The organism is Streptomyces cyaneochromogenes (assembly GCF_003963535.1).
In the GTDB taxonomy this organism is placed as follows: Bacteria; Actinomycetota; Actinomycetes; order Streptomycetales; family Streptomycetaceae; genus Streptomyces; species Streptomyces shaanxiensis.
In genome coordinates this window covers 3,597,643-3,613,867 of sequence record NZ_CP034539.1, presented here as the reverse complement: position 1 = coordinate 3,613,867, position 16,225 = coordinate 3,597,643, and the positions used below count along the sequence as shown (strand labels likewise).

At 70.3% G+C, this 16,225-nt stretch carries 12 protein-coding genes; 3 read left to right on the top strand and 9 right to left on the bottom strand.

Features of this window, described 5'->3' with window-relative positions:
• Positions 1-14 precede the first annotated feature (14 nt).
• The 8 genes from EJ357_RS16080 to EJ357_RS16040 form a co-directional block, all read right to left on the bottom strand.
• Positions 15-1,487: a hypothetical protein gene (locus EJ357_RS16080; protein WP_228473072.1), complete on the bottom strand. Its 1,473-nt coding sequence runs from the start codon at positions 1,485-1,487 to the stop codon at positions 15-17.
• 272 nt (positions 1,488-1,759) lie between these two features.
• Positions 1,760-2,731: an N-acetylglucosamine kinase gene (locus EJ357_RS16070; RefSeq protein WP_126392279.1), complete on the bottom strand. Its 972-nt coding sequence runs from the start codon at positions 2,729-2,731 to the stop codon at positions 1,760-1,762.
• Positions 2,722-3,987 carry a 6-phospho-beta-glucosidase gene (locus EJ357_RS16065; RefSeq protein WP_126392278.1) on the bottom strand — a complete coding sequence of 422 codons (1,266 nt, stop codon included), beginning with the start codon at positions 3,985-3,987 and terminating at the stop codon, positions 2,722-2,724. Before EJ357_RS16065 ends, EJ357_RS16070 begins: the two co-directional genes overlap by 10 nt.
• Before the next feature lie 7 nt (positions 3,988-3,994).
• Entirely contained in the window at positions 3,995-4,885 is an 891-nt protein-coding gene (locus tag EJ357_RS16060; protein ID WP_126392277.1) for a carbohydrate ABC transporter permease, read from the bottom strand.
• A 2-nt stretch (positions 4,886-4,887) separates the two neighbouring features.
• Positions 4,888-5,829 (bottom strand): carbohydrate ABC transporter permease, encoded by a 942-nt coding sequence (locus EJ357_RS16055; RefSeq protein WP_126392276.1) that lies wholly within the window; start codon positions 5,827-5,829, stop codon positions 4,888-4,890.
• 8 nt (positions 5,830-5,837) lie between these two features.
• Positions 5,838-7,175 (bottom strand): ABC transporter substrate-binding protein, encoded by a 1,338-nt coding sequence (locus EJ357_RS16050; RefSeq protein WP_126399528.1) that lies wholly within the window; start codon positions 7,173-7,175, stop codon positions 5,838-5,840.
• Positions 7,176-7,294: 119 nt separating this feature from the next.
• Positions 7,295-8,506, bottom strand: a complete 1,212-nt coding sequence (locus EJ357_RS16045) for an ROK family transcriptional regulator (RefSeq protein ID WP_126392275.1) — start codon at positions 8,504-8,506, stop codon at positions 7,295-7,297.
• Between the two features lie 160 nt (positions 8,507-8,666).
• A complete protein-coding gene (locus tag EJ357_RS16040) occupies positions 8,667-9,959 on the bottom strand; it encodes an MFS transporter (protein WP_126392274.1) in 1,293 nt (430 codons plus the stop codon).
• A gap of 116 nt (positions 9,960-10,075) precedes the next feature.
• On the opposite strand from EJ357_RS16040, the gene EJ357_RS16035 reads away from it, so the two are divergent.
• Positions 10,076-11,005 (top strand): LysR family transcriptional regulator, encoded by a 930-nt coding sequence (locus tag EJ357_RS16035; protein WP_126392273.1) that lies wholly within the window; start codon positions 10,076-10,078, stop codon positions 11,003-11,005.
• Positions 11,006-11,049: 44 nt separating this feature from the next.
• The gene (locus EJ357_RS16030; protein WP_126392272.1) at positions 11,050-11,304 is read left to right on the top strand and encodes a hypothetical protein; all 255 of its coding nucleotides are present in this window, start codon (positions 11,050-11,052) and stop codon (positions 11,302-11,304) included.
• 10 nt (positions 11,305-11,314) lie between these two features.
• On the opposite strand, the gene EJ357_RS48300 is transcribed toward EJ357_RS16030, so the two are convergent.
• Positions 11,315-11,485 (bottom strand): hypothetical protein, encoded by a 171-nt coding sequence (locus EJ357_RS48300; protein ID WP_175647409.1) that lies wholly within the window; start codon positions 11,483-11,485, stop codon positions 11,315-11,317.
• 208 nt (positions 11,486-11,693) lie between these two features.
• Here EJ357_RS48300 and EJ357_RS16025 point away from each other — a divergent pair, with 208 nt between their 5' ends.
• Complete coding sequence (locus EJ357_RS16025; RefSeq protein WP_126392271.1) at positions 11,694-16,154, top strand: wHTH domain-containing protein; 4,461 nt, start codon at positions 11,694-11,696, stop codon at positions 16,152-16,154.
• Positions 16,155-16,225: the final 71 nt, after the last annotated feature.

The following is a 16,225-nucleotide window of genomic DNA, read 5'->3' as shown; positions in this document are numbered from 1 at the left end:
CGTCGTGCCCCCTCTCACCGGTACTCCGACAGCCTGCGGCCGATGCCGAGGACCGCGCCGGCCGCACCCAGGACCGCGAGGACGGCGGCGCCTGTCGGCAGGCCGGTCAGTGAGTCACGGCCGTCGCTCGCGGCCTGCTTGAACTCGCTCTGCTCGTGTTCCAGCGCCGTCGCCAAGGCCTTGTCGACGTTGTCGAAGCACACGCTCGTCGGCTCCTTGGCGGCGCCGATGACGCGGTCGCGGGCGGCCTGGTAGTTGCCGGAGTTGTTGTCGTCGCGGGCGAGGTTGTGGCGGTCCTTCCAGATCTTCATGAAGCCGTTCGCGTCCTGCACGGGCTTCTCTCCCGCCGAGTCGTCGGCGAGGCCCTCGGCGCGGGCGAGAGCCTTGCCGAGCTGGTCGATCTGCTGGTCGTAGCCCCACTCGTAGGCGTCCACGACCGTGCCGTCGTCGAGCGTCTTGGAGTCCGCGCCCCTGCGGACCAGGGTCAGGTTCTCGTCGCTGCGGGCGGTCAGGGAGGCGATGCGGGCCTCGTGCAGCACGTTCAGTGAGCGGACGCCGTGGTCGTAGGAGTCGTTCAGGCCCGCGCGGGCCACCGTGTGGCTCACGGCGAGCCACAGCAGGACCACGGTGGCGGTGGCCGTGGCGGTGACCAGCCCGTGGTTGAGGACCCGGTTCGTACGCCGGTAGTTGCGGCGTTGGGCCCAGGCGAGGGCGGCCAGGGCGAGGAGGCCGAGGCCGGTCGCCGCCCAGGGGAAGGACTTCGCGTCCGCGTAGTCGGAGCGCAGGCGCTCGTTCTCCGTCTGGTAGAGCTTCCCGGCGGCCGGCAGCATCTTCTGCTGCATCATCTCGTTCGCCGCGCGCAGGTAGGCGCCGCCCACCGGGTAGCCCTGGCGGTTGTTGGCGCGCGCGGTCTCGACCAGGCCCTTGTACTCCGGCAGCAGTCTGCTGAGTTCGGCGATCGTGTTCGCCGAGGGAGAGCCCGGTTCGGAGTTGGCGGCGGCCTTGACGAGTTTCTCGGCGGCCGTGCGGATGTCCTTCTCGTAGCCCTCGCGCATGGCGGGCTTCTCCTGCAGGCCCGCGAGGTAGCCGCTGGCGGCCGCGGTGTTGGCGTCCGCCAGGGAGCGGTAGATGTCGGCCGCGTCGGAGCTGAGGGGCTGGCTGCGGTTGAGGACGTCGTCGGCCGCGGCGGCCCGCTCGGTCATCTGCCAGGCGGCCACGGCGCCGAAGGCGACGACGAAGAGGGCCAGCAGGGCGCCGATGATGCGCAGGCGGCCGGGTTCGGTGGTGGCGGCCGCGCGGAGCTGGTCGAAGCCCTCGGCGAAGGCGGTGCGGCGTGCCTCCGGCGGTTGCGCGGGGGTGAGGGGTCGGGCGGCGCCGCTGTGCTGTTCGGGCAGGCCCGGCCGCGGCGGTACGGACGGCATGGTGGGCGCGCCGGACGCCGGGCCGTGCCCCGATGGTGGTGCGCTGCTCTTCGGCGTCTGCGTCACTGTTGACCTCCCCCGTGGTCATCCCTCGCCGCAAGTATCGCTGCCGGGACTGACATCCGCACCGGCGGGATGCCTGCCGGCGGCTGGGCAGGGTCCCGCATCACCCCTGCCCATGAACACGCGGTGGGAATCAGTTCGGTTCCTCCCTGGGGGCTGCCGCCCCCAGACCCCCGCTTCGGCCCTTGAGGGGCCCCGTCCTCAAACTCCCCCAGAGGGGGCACCCCCAACGGGCTGGATTGCCCGGGCCGGCGTTGGGAGTCGACCGGCGGCGTTCAGGATGCGAAGTGGGTGCGTACCCGTTCCTGCACCTCCGCCCCCGCCCCCACCCGGTCCAGCCCCAGCAGCGCCGCCCCCAGCACCGGGCTCGCCGTCACCACCCGCGGTACCGCCTTGGGGGCGCGGGACATGAGGAGGTCTCGGATCCCGTCGGTCAACTGGGGGTGCCGGGCCGCCAGGACGCCCCCGCCCAGCAGTACGGGTGTCTCCTCCTCCAGCAGGTCGAGGCGGGTCAGGGCCACCGTGGCCATGGTCACCACCTCGTCGGCCAGGCGGTCCACGATCGCGCGGGCCAGGGGGTCGCCGGCCGCCGCCGTGGCGAACAGGACCGGCGTCAGTTCGTGGCGGCGGGTGCCGGGGAGGTCCTCCATGTGCAGGGCCTCGATCAGGGCGTACATGGTGGGCAGGCCGAAGTGGCCGGGGAGGGTGTGCGCCAGCGCCGTGGGCCCTCCGCGGCCGTCCTCCGCCCGGGCCGCGTGCCACAGTGCCTCCTCCGCCAGGCCCCAACCGCCGCCCCAGTCGCCGGAGATACGGCCCAGCGCGGGGAAGCGGGCCGTACGGCCGTCGGGGCGCATGCCCACGCAGTTGATGCCGGCGCCGCAGACCACGGCGACCCCGCGGGGCTGCGTCACGCCCGCGCGCAGGATCGCGAAGGTGTCGTTGCGGACCTCGACGGTCGTGCCCCACGCGCGCGTGTGCAGCGCGCTCGCCAGGGTCTCCTCCTCCACGGGGAAGTCGGCGTTCGCCAGGCAGGCCGAGACGTGCTCGACGCGGGACACCCCGGCCGCGGTGAAGGCCTGTTCCACCGCCTCGGCGAGGGTGTCCATCGCCGCCTCCACACCTACCGCCGGCGGACGGAACCCGCCGCCGCGGGCGGTGGCCAGGACGGTCCCGTCGGCCGCGACCACCGCCACGTCGGTCTTGCTGTTGCCCGCGTCGACAGCGAGGACACGTGCGGTCATGCCCACGCGAGATGCTCCTGGTTGTATGCGATCAGCCGGTCGGTGAGGGTGTCGGCGTAGGCGTACTGGCCGACGAGGGGGTGGGCGAGGAGCGCCCGGAACACCCGGTCCCGGCCGCCGCGCAGCGCCGCGTCCAGGGCCAGGTCCTCGTAGGCCGTGACGTTCGCCATCAGGCCCGCGTACAGCGGGTCCAGGGCGGGCACCGGCAGCGGGGCCGGGCCCGACGGTCCGACCGCCGCCTGCACCTCGATCACCGCGTCGTCGGGGAGGAACGGCAGCGTTCCGTTGTTGTACGTGTTCACCACCTGGTGCCGGCTGCCTCCTCCGCCCAGCAGTGCGGCGGCCAGGTCCACCGCCGCCTCCGAGTAGTAGGCGCCGCCCCGCTTGGCGAGCAGCTCCGGCTTCTCGTCCAGCGACGGGTCGCCGTACATCTTGAGCAACTGCCGTTCCATCTCCGCCACTTCGGCTGCCCGGGACGGCTTCGTGCGCAGCTCCCGTACGACCTCGTCGTGCGCGTAGAAGTACCGCAGGTAGTACGACGGGACCACGCCCAGCCGGTCCAGCAGCGCGCGCGGCAGGCGCAGGTCGGCCGCGATCGCCTCCCCGTGGTCGGCCAGCAGCTTCGGCAGGACGTCCTCGCCGTCGGGGCCGCCGAGGCGTACCCCGGTCTCCCAGGTGAGGTGGTTGAGACCCACGTGGCCCAGATGGACGTCGGACGGCGTCACGCCGAGCAGCCCCGCGAACTTCCGCTGGAAGCCGATCGCCACGTTGCACAGCCCGACCGCCTTGTGGCCGGCCTGGAGAAGCGCGCGCGTGACGATGCCGACGGGGTTGGTGAAGTCGATGATCCACGCGTCCGGGTTCGTACGGCGGACCCGTTCCGCGATGTCCAGGACCACCGGCACCGTCCGCAACGCCTTCGCCAGACCGCCCGCGCCGGTCGTCTCCTGGCCGACGCAGCCGCACTCCAGGGGCCAGGTCTCGTCCTGCTCGCGGGCCGCCTGCCCGCCGACGCGGAGCTGGAGCAGGACGGCCTCGGCGCCCTCGACCCCCGAGTCCAGGTCGGAGGTCGTGACGACCCGGCCCGTATGGCCCTGCTTGGCGAAGATACGGCGGGCCAGCCCGCCCACCAGCTCCAGTCGCTCGGCGGCGGGGTCGACGAGGACCAGTTCCTCCACGGGCAGGGTGTCGCGCAGGCGGGCGAAACCGTCGATGAGTTCGGGGGTGTAGGTCGATCCTCCGCCGACCACGGTGAGTTTCATATGGTGTTCAACCCTTTACTCCGGTTAGCGTGACGCCCTCTACGAACGCCTTCTGGGCGAAGAAGAACACGACGATCACGGGGGCCATGACCAGTACGGTCGCGGCCATGGTCAGGTTCCAGTCGGTGTGGTGCGCTCCCTTGAACGACTCCAGGCCGTAGGAGAGGGTCCAGGCGCCCGGGTTCTCGGACGCGTAGATCTGGGGGCCGAAGTAGTCGTTCCACGCGTAGAAGAACTGGAACAGGGCCACCGCGGCTATGCCCGGTCTGGCCATCGGGAGAACGACCTTCAGCAGCGTGCGCAGTTCGCCGCAGCCGTCCACCTTCGCCGCGTCCAGGTACTCGTTCGGGATCGTCGTCAGGAACTGGCGCAGGAGGAAGATCGAGAACGCGTCCCCGAACGCCATCGGGATGATCAGGGGCCACAGGCTCCCCGAGAGGTCCAGCTGCTTCGCCCAGAACAGGTACATCGGGATGATGACGACCTGCGGCGGCAGCATCATCATCGAGATGACCAGCATCAGCGCCACGTTCCGGCCGCGGAAGCGGAATTTGGCGAGCGCGTACGCCACCGGGACCGACGACACCACGGTGAGGACCGTGCCCAGGCCGGCGTAGATCAGCGTGTTCTTCCACCAGGTGAGGAAGCCCGGGGTGTCGAAGACCTTGGTGTAGTTGCTCCACTGCCAGGTGTCCGGGACCAGGTCGCGGGTGAGCGCCTGCTGGTCGCTCATCAGGGAGGTCAGGACGACGAACACGAAGGGCAGGGTGAAGAAGAGCGCGGCCGCGATGCCGAGGGAGTGGATCGCTATCCATTCCAGGAGTGCCTTGCGGCGGGCCGTGCGCTCGGCGACTGTCGGGGTTCCCAACTGAACGGGTTTGTCCAGCACTTGGGTCATGGTCAGTCACCTGCCTGGATCAGTCCGCCCCGGCGCCGCATCAGCAGTGCGGTGAACGCCATGGCGAGGGCGAACAGAACGAGCGCGACCACGCAGGCCGAGCCGTAGTCGAAGCGCTGGAAGCCGAGGTTGTAGACGAGCTGGGGGAGGGTGAGCGTCGACTTGTCGGGGTAGCCGGGCTCGAACTGCTGGCCGGAGCCGCCGATGATGCCGGAGGCGACCTTCCCGGCCACCAGCGGCTGTGTGTAGTACTGCATCGTCTGGATCACGCCCGTGACCACGGCGAACATCACGATCGGCGAGATGTTCGGCAGGGTGACGTACCGGAACCGCTGCCAGGCCGAGGTGCCGTCCAGCTCGGCGGCCTCGTACTGCTCCTTCGGTACGTCGAGCAGCGCGGCCATGAAGATGACCATGAGGTCGCCCACGCCCCACAGCGCCAGCGCGGTGAGGGCCGGCTTGGACCAGGCGGGGTCCGTGAACCAGCCGGGGGTCGGCAGGCCGAGGCCGTCGAGGACCGAGTTGACCGGGCCGGTGCCGGGGTTGAGGAGGAAGACGAAGGCGAGGGTCGCGGCGACCGGCGGGGCGAGGTACGGCAGGTAGAACAGGGTGCGGAAGACGCCCGTGCCGGTCTTGATCTTCGTGATGAGCAGGCCGATGCCGAGACCGAACACCACCCGGCAGGTCACCATCACCAGCACCAGCCAGAGCGTGTTGCGCAGCGCCGGCCAGAACAGCGGGTAGTCGTTGAAGACGTAGGCCCAGTTGTCCAGGCCGCGGAAGACCGGCGTGCCGAAGCCGTCGTACTTCATCAGCGAGAAGTACACGGTGGACACCAGCGGATAGGCGAAGAAGACGCCGAACCCGATGAGCCACGGTGACAGGAAGGCCACCGTCCGAAGCGCCGACCTGCGGCGCTTCGCGCGGAGAGTGTGCGTGGACATCGACGGCGCTACTTCGCCTGCTCGATGTCGGTGTCGATCTGCGCGGCGGTCTTCTTCAGACCGGCCTTGAGGTCCTTCACCTTGCCGGACTCGTACTGGTAGCCGAAGTCCTGGAGCGTCGTCTGGTAGGTCGAGCCGTTGACGGAGGCCGGCGGCGTGTTCGAGTGCGCGTTCTGGGCGATGTCCAGGAACGTCTTGAAGCCGGGGTCCACCTTCAGGTCGGGCGACTTCAGCGCCTCGAACGTGGAGGGCACGTTGTGGATGGCGTTGGCGAAGGAGACGACGGCCTCGGTGTCGGTCGTCAGGTACTTCACCAGCTCCCAGGCGGCGTTCTGCTTCTCGCTCTGCGGGGCGATGCCGATGATCGTGCCCGAGAGGAAGCCCTTGCCGTACTCGTCGGCCTCGTCGTCGGCGACGGGCATCGGGGCGGTGCCGATCTCGAAGTCGACGCCGGCGTCCTTGGCCATCCCGAGGCGCCACTCGCCGTCGAGTTGCATGGCCACCTGGCCGGTCTGGAAGGGGTGCTTGGCGCCCCACTCGTCACCGAAGGTGTTGCGGTACTTCTCCAGCTTCGCGAAGCCGCCGAGGTCGTCGATCAGCTTCTTCTGGTACGTGAACATCTCGGCGAAGGCCGGGTCCTTGGCGATGTTGGACTTGCCGTCCTTGCCGAAGTAGGCGTGGTCCCACTGGGACATGTAGTGGTCCACGACCGTCTCGTAGCCGTGGTACGTCGGCATGAAGCCCAGCTGCCGGTAACTGTCACCCTTGCTGACAGTCAGCTTCCTGGCGACCTCCGCGAACTCCGACCAGGTCTTCGGCGGGGACTTGATGCCCGCCTTCTCGAAGGCGTCCTTGTTGTAGTAGAGGCCGTAGGCGTCGCCCAGCAGCGGCAGGGCGCAGCGGGTGCCCTCGAACTGGGTGTAGTCCAGCATCGGCTTCGGGATGGTCTTGTCGAGGTCCAGCTTCGACTTCTCGATGAACGGCTTGAGGTCGAGGAAGGCGCCCGAGGAGCAGAACTTGCCGATGTTGGACGTCGTGAACGACGACACCACGTCCGGCCCGTTCGAACCGCCCGCGCGCAGCGCCTGGTTGAGCTTGTCGTCGTTGATGTTGCCGACGACCTTCACCGTGATGTTCGGGTGCGCCTTCTCGAAGCGGTCGACGTTCTCCTGGATCGCCTTGACCTCGGCGGGGGCGCTCCAGCCGTGCCAGAAGGTGATCGTCGCCTTGGCGTCGGGGTCGTCGGTGGCGCCGGACTCCGACTGGCCCGTACAGGCCGTGGCGAGCAGGGCCAAGGAGGCGGTGGCGGCGAGGGCGGTGGCTGCCTTGCGGGACACTGAGGGTATGGCTTTCCAGGACTTTCCGGACATGGCGAGGTCTCCCAAGGGCGGGACAGGGGTGGGTGAGGGAAGGTGGGGGGGTGTCTGAGGGGGGTGGGGCGAAGGGGTGACCGGCGGGGCGGCGGTCAGCGGGAGGTGTCGAAGACCTCGTCGCGTGTCGTCGCGAGCGCGCTCTCCAACGCGCCCCGCAGTACGGGGTGTTCACGGACGTCACCGACGACGAGCCGGGGCCTGGACGCGGCCAGCTCCTCCAACTCGTCCTGGACGAGAGCGCGCAGCACCTCGCCGCCGGCGGTCAGGGAGGCGCCGCTGAGGACGACCAGTTCGGGGTCGAGGACGGAGACCAGGGAGGCGAGACCGGTGGCCAGCCGGGTCGCGTAGGTCTGGAGGAGCAGCCGGTTGAGGACGGTGTCCTCTGCGGCGGCCCGTTCGACGAGGGCGGCGGCGGCCTCGGCGTACGGCCCCGACGGGACGTTCGTCATGCCGATCTCGCGCGCGAGTTGGGGGATCGCCTGCGAACCGGCGAGCTCCTGATAGCCGCCACTGTTGGCTTTGGTCACCTGACGGACCAGGGGTACGCCCGGAACCGGCAGGAAACCCACCTCGCCCGCGCCGCCGGTCCAGCCGCGGTGCAGGCGCCCGCCGAGGACCAGGGCGGCACCGAGGCCGCCCTCGTTCCACAGCAGTACGAAGTCCTCGTGGCCGCGGGCCGCGCCGAGCCGCTGCTCGGCCACCGCCGCGAGGTTGACGTCGTTCTCGTACTCGACCGGCATCGGCAGGGCGGCGGCGACTTCGTCGAGCAGCGCGGGGGTGTGCCAGCCGGGCAGGTGGGAGGCGTAGCGCAGCCGGCCCGTGTTGGGGTCGAAGGCGCCGGGGGTGCCGATGACGAGCCGGTGGACGTCGTCGCGGGCGAGGCCCGCCGCCTTCACCGCGCCGTCCAGGGCGTCGGTGACCTGCCGTACGACGGGATGGGCCGTACGTCTGCCGGGGGTGGGCAGTTCGTACGACCCGACCGTGCGGCCGGTGATGTCGGCGACGGCGGCGAGGATGCGTTCGGGGGTCACATCGAGCCCGGCGGCGTACGCGGCGGCCGGATTGACCTCGTACAGCTGGGCGCCCGGGCCGGGTCGGCCCTCCGTCGTGCCGGTGGCCAGGACGAGGCCGGCGGCCTCCAGACGGGCCAGCAGCTGGGAGGCGGTCGGCTTGGACAGGCCGGTGAGCTTGCCGATCCGCGTGCGGGACAGCTGCCCGTGCTCCAGGAGGAGGTCCAGGGCGGCACGGTCGTTCATGGCGCGCAGGACGCGCGGGGTGCCCGGCGTACCGGCGTTTCCTGCCATGGGGATCGACACCTGCCTCTCGGCTGACCAGCTTCTCAGCGATCAACGACGGAAGTCCATCCAGGATCACTGTTAGGAAAGTTTCCTATCGACTTGCCCAGGAAGGTAGACCCGATGGGGAGGTGGCGTCAAGAGAGGTCTATACCAGGCGCCGCAGTCGTTACCCGGTGGTGCTGTGCTGCGGGGTGCGCTCGCGCCGAGGAAGCAGGAGCGGGGTCACGAGGAGCAGGGCGCCGGCGAGGGCGATCGCCGTGCGCGTGCCGGTCAGTGCCGCCAGCAGACCCCACAGGGCGGTCATGGCGGCGGTCGTCGTCCGGCTCGTGACCGTCCATGCCGACAGGGTGCGGGTGATCCGGTCCGGTGGGGTCAGGTCGAGGCGGGTGGTGGCGAGCACCGGGTTGTAGATGGCCACGCAGGTGATCAGGCCGAACTCGACGACCATGACGAGGACGAGGCCGGACGTGCCCGGACCGACGAAGGCCAGGCCGACGGGCCAGCAGGCGCGCAGGGTGCCGAAGGTGAGCAGGACCCGGTGGCCGCCGTGGCGGGCGACCAGGCGCCGGGACAGGCGCGAGCCCAGCAGGCCGCCCAGGCACGGCACGGCGAAGGCGAGGCCGTACTGCCAGGGGGTGAAGCCGAGTTCGCCGAGCATGAGGACGGCGAGCAGGGGGGCCGGCGCCATGATCAGGGCGTTGACCAGGATCGTGTTGAGGAACAGCGGGCGCAGGGTGGAGTGGGTGAGGAGGTGCCGCCAGCCTGCCGGGAGGTCGCTCATCCGCAGGCCCGAGGGGGTGGCAGGGGAGGTCTGTTGCCTTTCCTTACCGCGCCGCTCCTCGTCCTCCTGGCACTGTTGCCTTTCCTTACCGCCGATCGCCTCCTTGCCGCCGATCGCCCGGATCCCCAGCGCCGACAGCAGGTAGCCGGCCGCGTCCGCCAGCACCGTCGTCATGGGGCCGAAGACGCCCACCGCCACTCCGCCGAGCGGTGGGCCGAGCGCGGTGGCCGTCCACATCGTGGCCTCGAAGCGGCCGTTCGCCACGAGCAGGTCCTCGCGCGGCACCAGGGACTTCAGATACGCCCCGCTCGCCGCCATGAACGTGATGTCCGCCGCCGCGACCAGCACCGACACCACCAGCAGCTGGCCGAGCCCGAGCGTGCCCAGGGCGAAGACGGCGGGGATGCTCAGCAGCGCGGCGCACCGGAGCAGATCCGCCGCGACCATCACCGGCCGCTTCGGGCGGATCTCCACCCATGCCCCGAGCGGCACCGCCACCAGCGCCCCCACGGCGAGCCCCGAGGCCGCCAGCAGCGCCACCTCGGTCGCCCCGGCGTGCAGCACGACGACCGCGATCAGCGGCAACGCGTCGAAGGCCAGCCGTGTCCCGAACGTACTGACCCCGTACGCCGCCCACAGCCACCCGAAGTCCCGTCCCAGCGACCGCCTGCCCGACATCCCCAGCCCCAACCTCACGTTGACCGGAGCCATCCAAGCCGGAGGCGATTCCCCGGATCAAACAACCAATCGGCGTGCCCGGCCACAACCAGAGGTTGTGCGCATACGATGACGCCGTGGACCTCGACGCCGTGCGCACCTTCGTCGCCGCGGCGGACACGGGCCGGTTCCAGGACGCCGCCGCCATCCTGTCGATCACCCAGCAGGCCGTCTCCAAGCGCATCGCCGCGCTGGAGAAGCGCCTCGGGGTACGGCTGTTCACGCGCACCGCGCGCGGGGCCCGGCTCACCATCGACGGGCAGGCGTTCCTGCCCCACGCGCGTGCCCTCCTCCAGGCCGAGGAACGGGCCGTCGCCTCCGTACGCCCCGGCCGACGTGCCCTGCGTGTCGATGTGATCGGCCGACGGCTCGCCCCGGCGGTCCTGCTGCGCGGCTTCCACCGCGCCCACCCCGACACCGACCTCGACGTCGTCACCCTCTTCGACGCCGACGCGGCGGTCGCCGCCCTGCGGGCCGGCACGATCGACGCGTCCTTCCGTGTCGTGACCGTGCCCGCACGGCAGCTGCCCGACGGCATCGAGGCCGCCCGCGTGTACGACGAGCCGCTGCAGCTCCTGACCGGCCCCGCTCACGCTCTCGCCGCCGCCCGCGCCGTGACGCCCACGCGGCTGGCCGGGCACCGGATCTGGATGCCCGGCATCGTCGAGGGCACCGAATGGGCCGCCTACTACGCCGCCCTCGCCGCCGAGTTCGCGCTCACCATCGAGGCGACCGGGCCCGACTTCGGCACCGATCCGCTCGTCGACACGATCGCCGACTCCGCCGTACTGGCGACCTTCGTCGGCGCGGACACCCGCCTGGTCTGGCCCGCCGACCAGGACCTGCGCCGCATCCCGCTGCGCGATCCGGCCCCGGTCTACCCGCACTCCCTGCTCTGGCGCGCCGACAACCCGCACCCCACCCTCGTGGCACTGCGCGCCCACCTCGCCGCGGCCCGTGCCGATGGCAGGGAGGAGGAGACGTGGACGCCGGCCTGGGCATGGTGACCGGTGCCGACGGCGCCCTGAACGGCCACGGCTAGGCTGCGCGGATGACGCGTGACCGTGGCCGCTCACCACTCGCCCTGCTCGCCGTGATCCTCGTGGGCGTGTCCTTCGTCTTCTGGGCGACGCGGCCCGTGCCGCACGGTGACTGCGTGGTTGCCCAGTCCCGGATCTCCGTCATCGGCGGGGGGCCCGCGACCGAGGACGAGCTGGAGGAGATCATCCGGCGAGCCTACGAGGAGGCGGTCGCCGACGGCCGGTGTGAGCCGCCGTGGCCGCGGTGGCGGGGGTGGGTCGACTGAGGCGGCTCCGTCATCGCTTCCCCCGCAGTGCCCTCATCACCTCGGCCACGGCCCCCAGGATGCGCGCGCGGTCCTTCGAGTCGGCTCCATCGAGCGCGGACCGGACCACGAACACGGCTGCGCAGGCCACGATCAGCAGCGCCAGGACGGTGCAGGCGGCGGCAATGAGTACGGGGTCCATCGGGGTCCTTCCGGCATGTGGAAAGGGAGGGCGACATCGACGACGATGCCCTGCCTCTGCCTCCCGCGGTTCTGGCGGATCTGCCTGATTCCGGGTGATACCGCAGGTCAACTGGGTAAAGTGCGGCTCCACGAGTCGTGCGAGTCGTGCGAGTCGATGGGCTCGGGCGACTTGGGGCGTCGGCGCGGGCACGGAGGGGACGGCGGGGATGGCGGGACCGCTGCGGTACGACGAGCAGCTTCAGAAACTGATCACAGCGGCCGGGAGGCCCACGTCGGCAGAGCTGCGCGACGAGATCGCGCGGCACCTGACGTCCGGCGAACTTCCCGCGCCCGAAAGCTCGATCAACGAGTGGATCGCGGGGAGAGTGCCTCGTCCTGTCAACAAGAGGAAGCACCACGACTTTCTGAGCGCCTTGGCGAGAATCGCCCGGCAACGGCACGGAGAGCGTTTATGGATTCCCTCGGTGTCGCAGTGGGCCGGAATGGCAGAGGAGGCTCGGCAGGCCCGCCTCAGGAAGCCGGAGGAGATCGCCGGCCCAGCGGCCCTGCCCTCACCGCCGCCCGTCTCCTGGCGGAGCTGGCTGGACGACATCGAGGGTTGCGAAGCATGGCTGTTCGTCACCGCGGGGGCTGAGGAGCGGGCAGCGATTCTGAAGGAGCAGGCCCGGGACGCCGTGAGTCGGCTCGCGGAGCGGTACGAGGAGGCGCGCGGCCTCCTCACCGACGACCCCTGGCACGACCCGCATCTGGCCGGCCGCATGGTCCGCTGGAGCAACTTCCTGCTGTACCAGCTCCGCGGCCACCAGCAGGGTGCCCTGGCACCGGCCGAGGCCGCCCTGCTCGCGCTGCTTCCGTTCCTCCACCAGGTGCACAGCGCCCAGACCGTCGCCGGACTGTCCCAGGTGGATCCGACGTACCTGGCGGAGCTGAGCCGAGGCGGCCCCCAACGGCAGGCCTACGAGAGGTTCCTGCGCGGTCACAAGCGGCTCATCCGCCAGGCGATGCGCGGCGGCGAACTGCCCGACCGCCGGGACGGCAGCCGGGAGATCGGATGGTGGCTGTTCCACCAGTGGGCAAAGCGGCAGCCCGGGGACCTCCCGGCTCTGCTGAGGGCGGTGGACGGGGACGGGGCCGGTATCGGGAACGTCCTCAATCCCCGGTTGCTGTCGCGGCTGCTGTCCTGTGCGCGGGTGACGCCGCGCAGACTGTACGGGGAGGGCCCTGAGGGCGCCTTGAAGGACAAGCCGTTCTCTCTCGACTTTGATGGCAGGGACTGGCAGCAGGTGCGGGAGCGGCTGGTGGGCCCGCTGTTCGCGATCGCGCACGCTCTGGCCATCGAGGTCACGGATCTGTCGTCGACGGTCGTCAGGCACGTGGGCATCCCGGAGCCGCTGACTCCCGGCCGTCTGTTCACGACCGTGCGGGACGCGTCCTGGACCGTGCAACGGGATGTGCTCGGGCTGGAGGCCGGCTGCCACCACCCCGCCGCCGTGGCCGCGCTGTCCGAGCAAGTCCGGCTCGTGGACGGCCTGCTGCGCGGCGCCCGCGGGACCAGGACGGCCGAGGAGATCGGCACACTGCCCGTGTACGCCCACGCTGACGAGGTGCGTGAGGTGGACGAGCGGGGCGAGCCACGGCAGGCCGGGGGCGAGGTGATCCGGTTCCGGCTCGACGAGGAGCGCATCCAGGAACTGCTCATGGGCGAGAACCTCTACCGGGACCGCAGCCTCGCCATTCGCGAGCTCTACCAGAACGCTCTGGACGCCTGCCGCTACCGCCGCGCGCGGGAGCGTGAACGCCACGGCCGTGACACCTACATCGGCGAGATCACCTTCACCCAGGGCTATGACAAGGACGAGCGGCGCCACTACCTGGAATGCGCGGACAACGGCATCGGCATGGACGAGACCGTGCTCGCGGACGTCTTCTCCCGGGCCGGCGTGCGCTTCACGGACCTGCCCCGCTTTCAGGAGGAGCACGAACAGTGGGAAGAGCACGGCATCACCATCCATCCGAACAGCAGGTTCGGCATCGGTGTGCTGAGCTACTTCATGCTCGCGGACGAGATCCGGGTGACGACACGACCGGACGGAAGGAATGAGGAACTCACCGTCCTGATCACCGGCCCCGGTCACTACTTCAAGGTCAGCAGGACCAGCAGTTCGGGTCACGTCGGCACCAAGGTCCGCCTCTACCTCCGGGACGGCGACAAGGCTCCCTCGTGCGTACGGGAGCTGCGCCGACTGCTCGGCTTGGCGGAGTTCCGCACCGTCGCCACGCACGGGAACCAGGAGGCGAAGTGGCAGCCCGGGGTGCTGCGGCCCCAGGAAGCTCTCGTCGGCCGCTCGGACGGCTTCGTGGCACACGGGCGTACCGTCTGCTGGCCTCCGGACGGCTACGGTGCCGATGGGCAGGTCGTCTGGTGCGAACACGGCGGAGGCGTCCTGATCGACGGGATCTACGCCGAACCCCGGGTGCGGCGCGGTGTGCTCACCGATCCGGGGGGTCTGGGCCGGCTGCGCGGGGCCGTGGTGAACCTGACGGGGAGGACGCGACCCCGGGATCTGTCGGTGGATCGTACGGAGATCCTGGACGAGGACGTGTGCGAGAAGGTGGAGGAGCTCATCAGAGCAGCGCTGCCGGTCCTGTTCGCCGCGGATCCACCCCTGCTGGACGTCGACTGGCTGTCGGGTGTCGCGGGGCACAGCCCCCGGTTGGCCGACATCGTGACCGATGCCGCCGCAGCGGAGCGGTTCGTGCTCGACCTGCATGGCCACCCGGCACCTGTCGCCACGGCCGGCTTCTTCCCACCCGACGTCCTCGTCGTTCATCGTGCGGACTCGGGGATCGAGGAGGACACGGCGAGTGTGGGCGAGACCCCAGCAGGTCGGGTCGGCAGCCGCCTGGACGACGTCACGTTGCTGTGGCGGCTGCTCGCACATCGGCCGAACGCCGAACTGTCCGTGCTGACCCAGATCGTTCCCGAGCTGTCCCGGGTCGAGGGAGTTCTTGCCGCTCGACCGTCGGACGCCCTGCTGCGCACTGTGATCTCCGGGAGGTGGAACCACCGACACTGCATCGACCCGGAAGGCAACGTCGGGGAGTTGGCCCACCCCGGCCATGCCCTCTCGGCGGCGACGGCGTGCGGAGTGTCGTACGAGGAAGTCGTGTCACGCATGGAGCAGCTCTGCCTGCCGACCCCGCGACAGTCCGGTCACGCGGTCGTCGCGGACCAGACCGGGGTAGCGCTTCTCGGCGAAGAACTGGGCGACAACGGAAGTGGAGATTGGATCGAAGCCGAAGAGCCGGTGCCGCCGGGCCATCTGCTCAAAGCACACCTGCTCTTGAACATCGGTATCGACGAGGCCGCTGCTCGGATGAGGGCGCTGGGCTTCAAGGCTTCCGAAGAGGCCATCCCGGCAGAGACCCTCGATGAGCGGGCGTTGCCTCTGCTCAGCCGTGATCTGGACGGTGTGCCTCCGTGGCTCGATCTTGCCGAACCGGTCAGCGTGGGACATGTATTGCAAGCCGTCATGAGTCTCGGCCTGTCATTTCCCGAGGTGGTCGGGCTGCTGCAGGCCTACGGATACCGTCCGGACCTGGGTTCCCTGGACGAGCGGTCCGCCGATGAGCTGCTGCGGCAGAGCGCGGAGTGGGGCTGGGGCGGCGAGCTCGGGCGCTTGTCGGTGGGGATGCCGGTACCGCCGGACCTCGTCGCCCGTGCGGCGCTCAGCGCAGACGTTCCGCTGTGCGACGTCGCTCGTCGCATTGAGGAATTGGGCCTCTCCACCGGCGCCTTACCGGAGCGGGCCGAGCAGAAGGACCCGGTGATCCTGCACACGGGTGTCACCTGGCAGGGGGACGGCCCGGAAGTTCTCCTCCACTCGTTGGTGCAGGCGGCCGAGGAAAGCAAGCTTCCGTTGGCGGCGGTCGCGGTGCGGCTCCGAGAGTATGGCCTGCACGCACCGAACATCGAGCATCCTGAACATGCCTCCCCGGGCGATGGGCAAGTGCTCCGCAGCGTTTACTACAGCCTGCCCTTCGGGGAAGGATTTGTGCCGGACCGCCCGGTCCCCGCGCGTGAAGTGATCCGGACCGCCGAGTACCGGCGCGTGTCCCCCCAGGCGATCATCGACTGCCTGAACCGCTACGGTCTGCGAACATCGCTCGCCGAGGCGCCGACCAAGGCGAGCACACATGACACCGACCTCATCAGGCCTGGGCTGAGTCACGGAGAGTCAGCAGGGCATTGGCTCGACTGGGACAAGCCGGTGCCGGTTTACCATCTCGTCTCCGTACCACCCGCTCTGCTGATGGAGCAGGACGAGGTCATTGAGCGCCTCACCGCGTTCGGTCTGCAGCTTCCTGCACGAGGCCTGGACGACTTGGACGGAACCGACCGCCGCCTCTGCCTCGAAGAGTTCGAGCAGGGCGAGGACAGCATTCGCCTCCCCCTGTCCCTGGGCAACCCGATCAGTGACTTCCTCCGTATCGTCCGCTTCGCCGGCCTCCCCCTGGATGACCTGCTTCCCCGGCTCACCCGCCTCGGCGTCGACCTCCCGCGCGTGACCGACGCCGTGCGCACCGCACTCCCCAAGGTCCCCGGCCTAGTCATGGCGGCCGAGGAGACGGCACCGCGGAACGAGCCGCCGGATCCGGCAACGTAAGGAACCCGCCCTCGCCGCGCACTCCCGAGTTGCCGGACGGACAAGGGGCGCCCGGAATCGTCCGGGCGCCC

Bases quoted from the DNA above. Each gene is read 5' to 3' on its own strand.
- EJ357_RS16065 (WP_126392278.1), bottom strand. From the start codon at position 3,987: ATGAAACTCACCGTGGTCGGCGGAGGATCGACCTACACCCCCGAACTC.
- EJ357_RS16060 (WP_126392277.1), bottom strand. From the start codon at position 4,885: ATGACCCAAGTGCTGGACAAACCCGTTCAGTTGGGAACCCCGACAGTC.
- EJ357_RS16055 (WP_126392276.1), bottom strand. From the start codon at position 5,829: ATGTCCACGCACACTCTCCGCGCGAAGCGCCGCAGGTCGGCGCTTCGG.
- EJ357_RS16045 (WP_126392275.1), bottom strand. From the start codon at position 8,506: ATGGCAGGAAACGCCGGTACGCCGGGCACCCCGCGCGTCCTGCGCGCC.
- EJ357_RS16040 (WP_126392274.1), bottom strand. From the start codon at position 9,959: ATGTCGGGCAGGCGGTCGCTGGGACGGGACTTCGGGTGGCTGTGGGCG.
- EJ357_RS16030 (WP_126392272.1), top strand. From the start codon at position 11,050: ATGACGCGTGACCGTGGCCGCTCACCACTCGCCCTGCTCGCCGTGATC.
- EJ357_RS48300 (WP_175647409.1), bottom strand. From the start codon at position 11,485: ATGGACCCCGTACTCATTGCCGCCGCCTGCACCGTCCTGGCGCTGCTG.
- EJ357_RS16025 (WP_126392271.1), top strand. From the start codon at position 11,694: ATGGCGGGACCGCTGCGGTACGACGAGCAGCTTCAGAAACTGATCACA.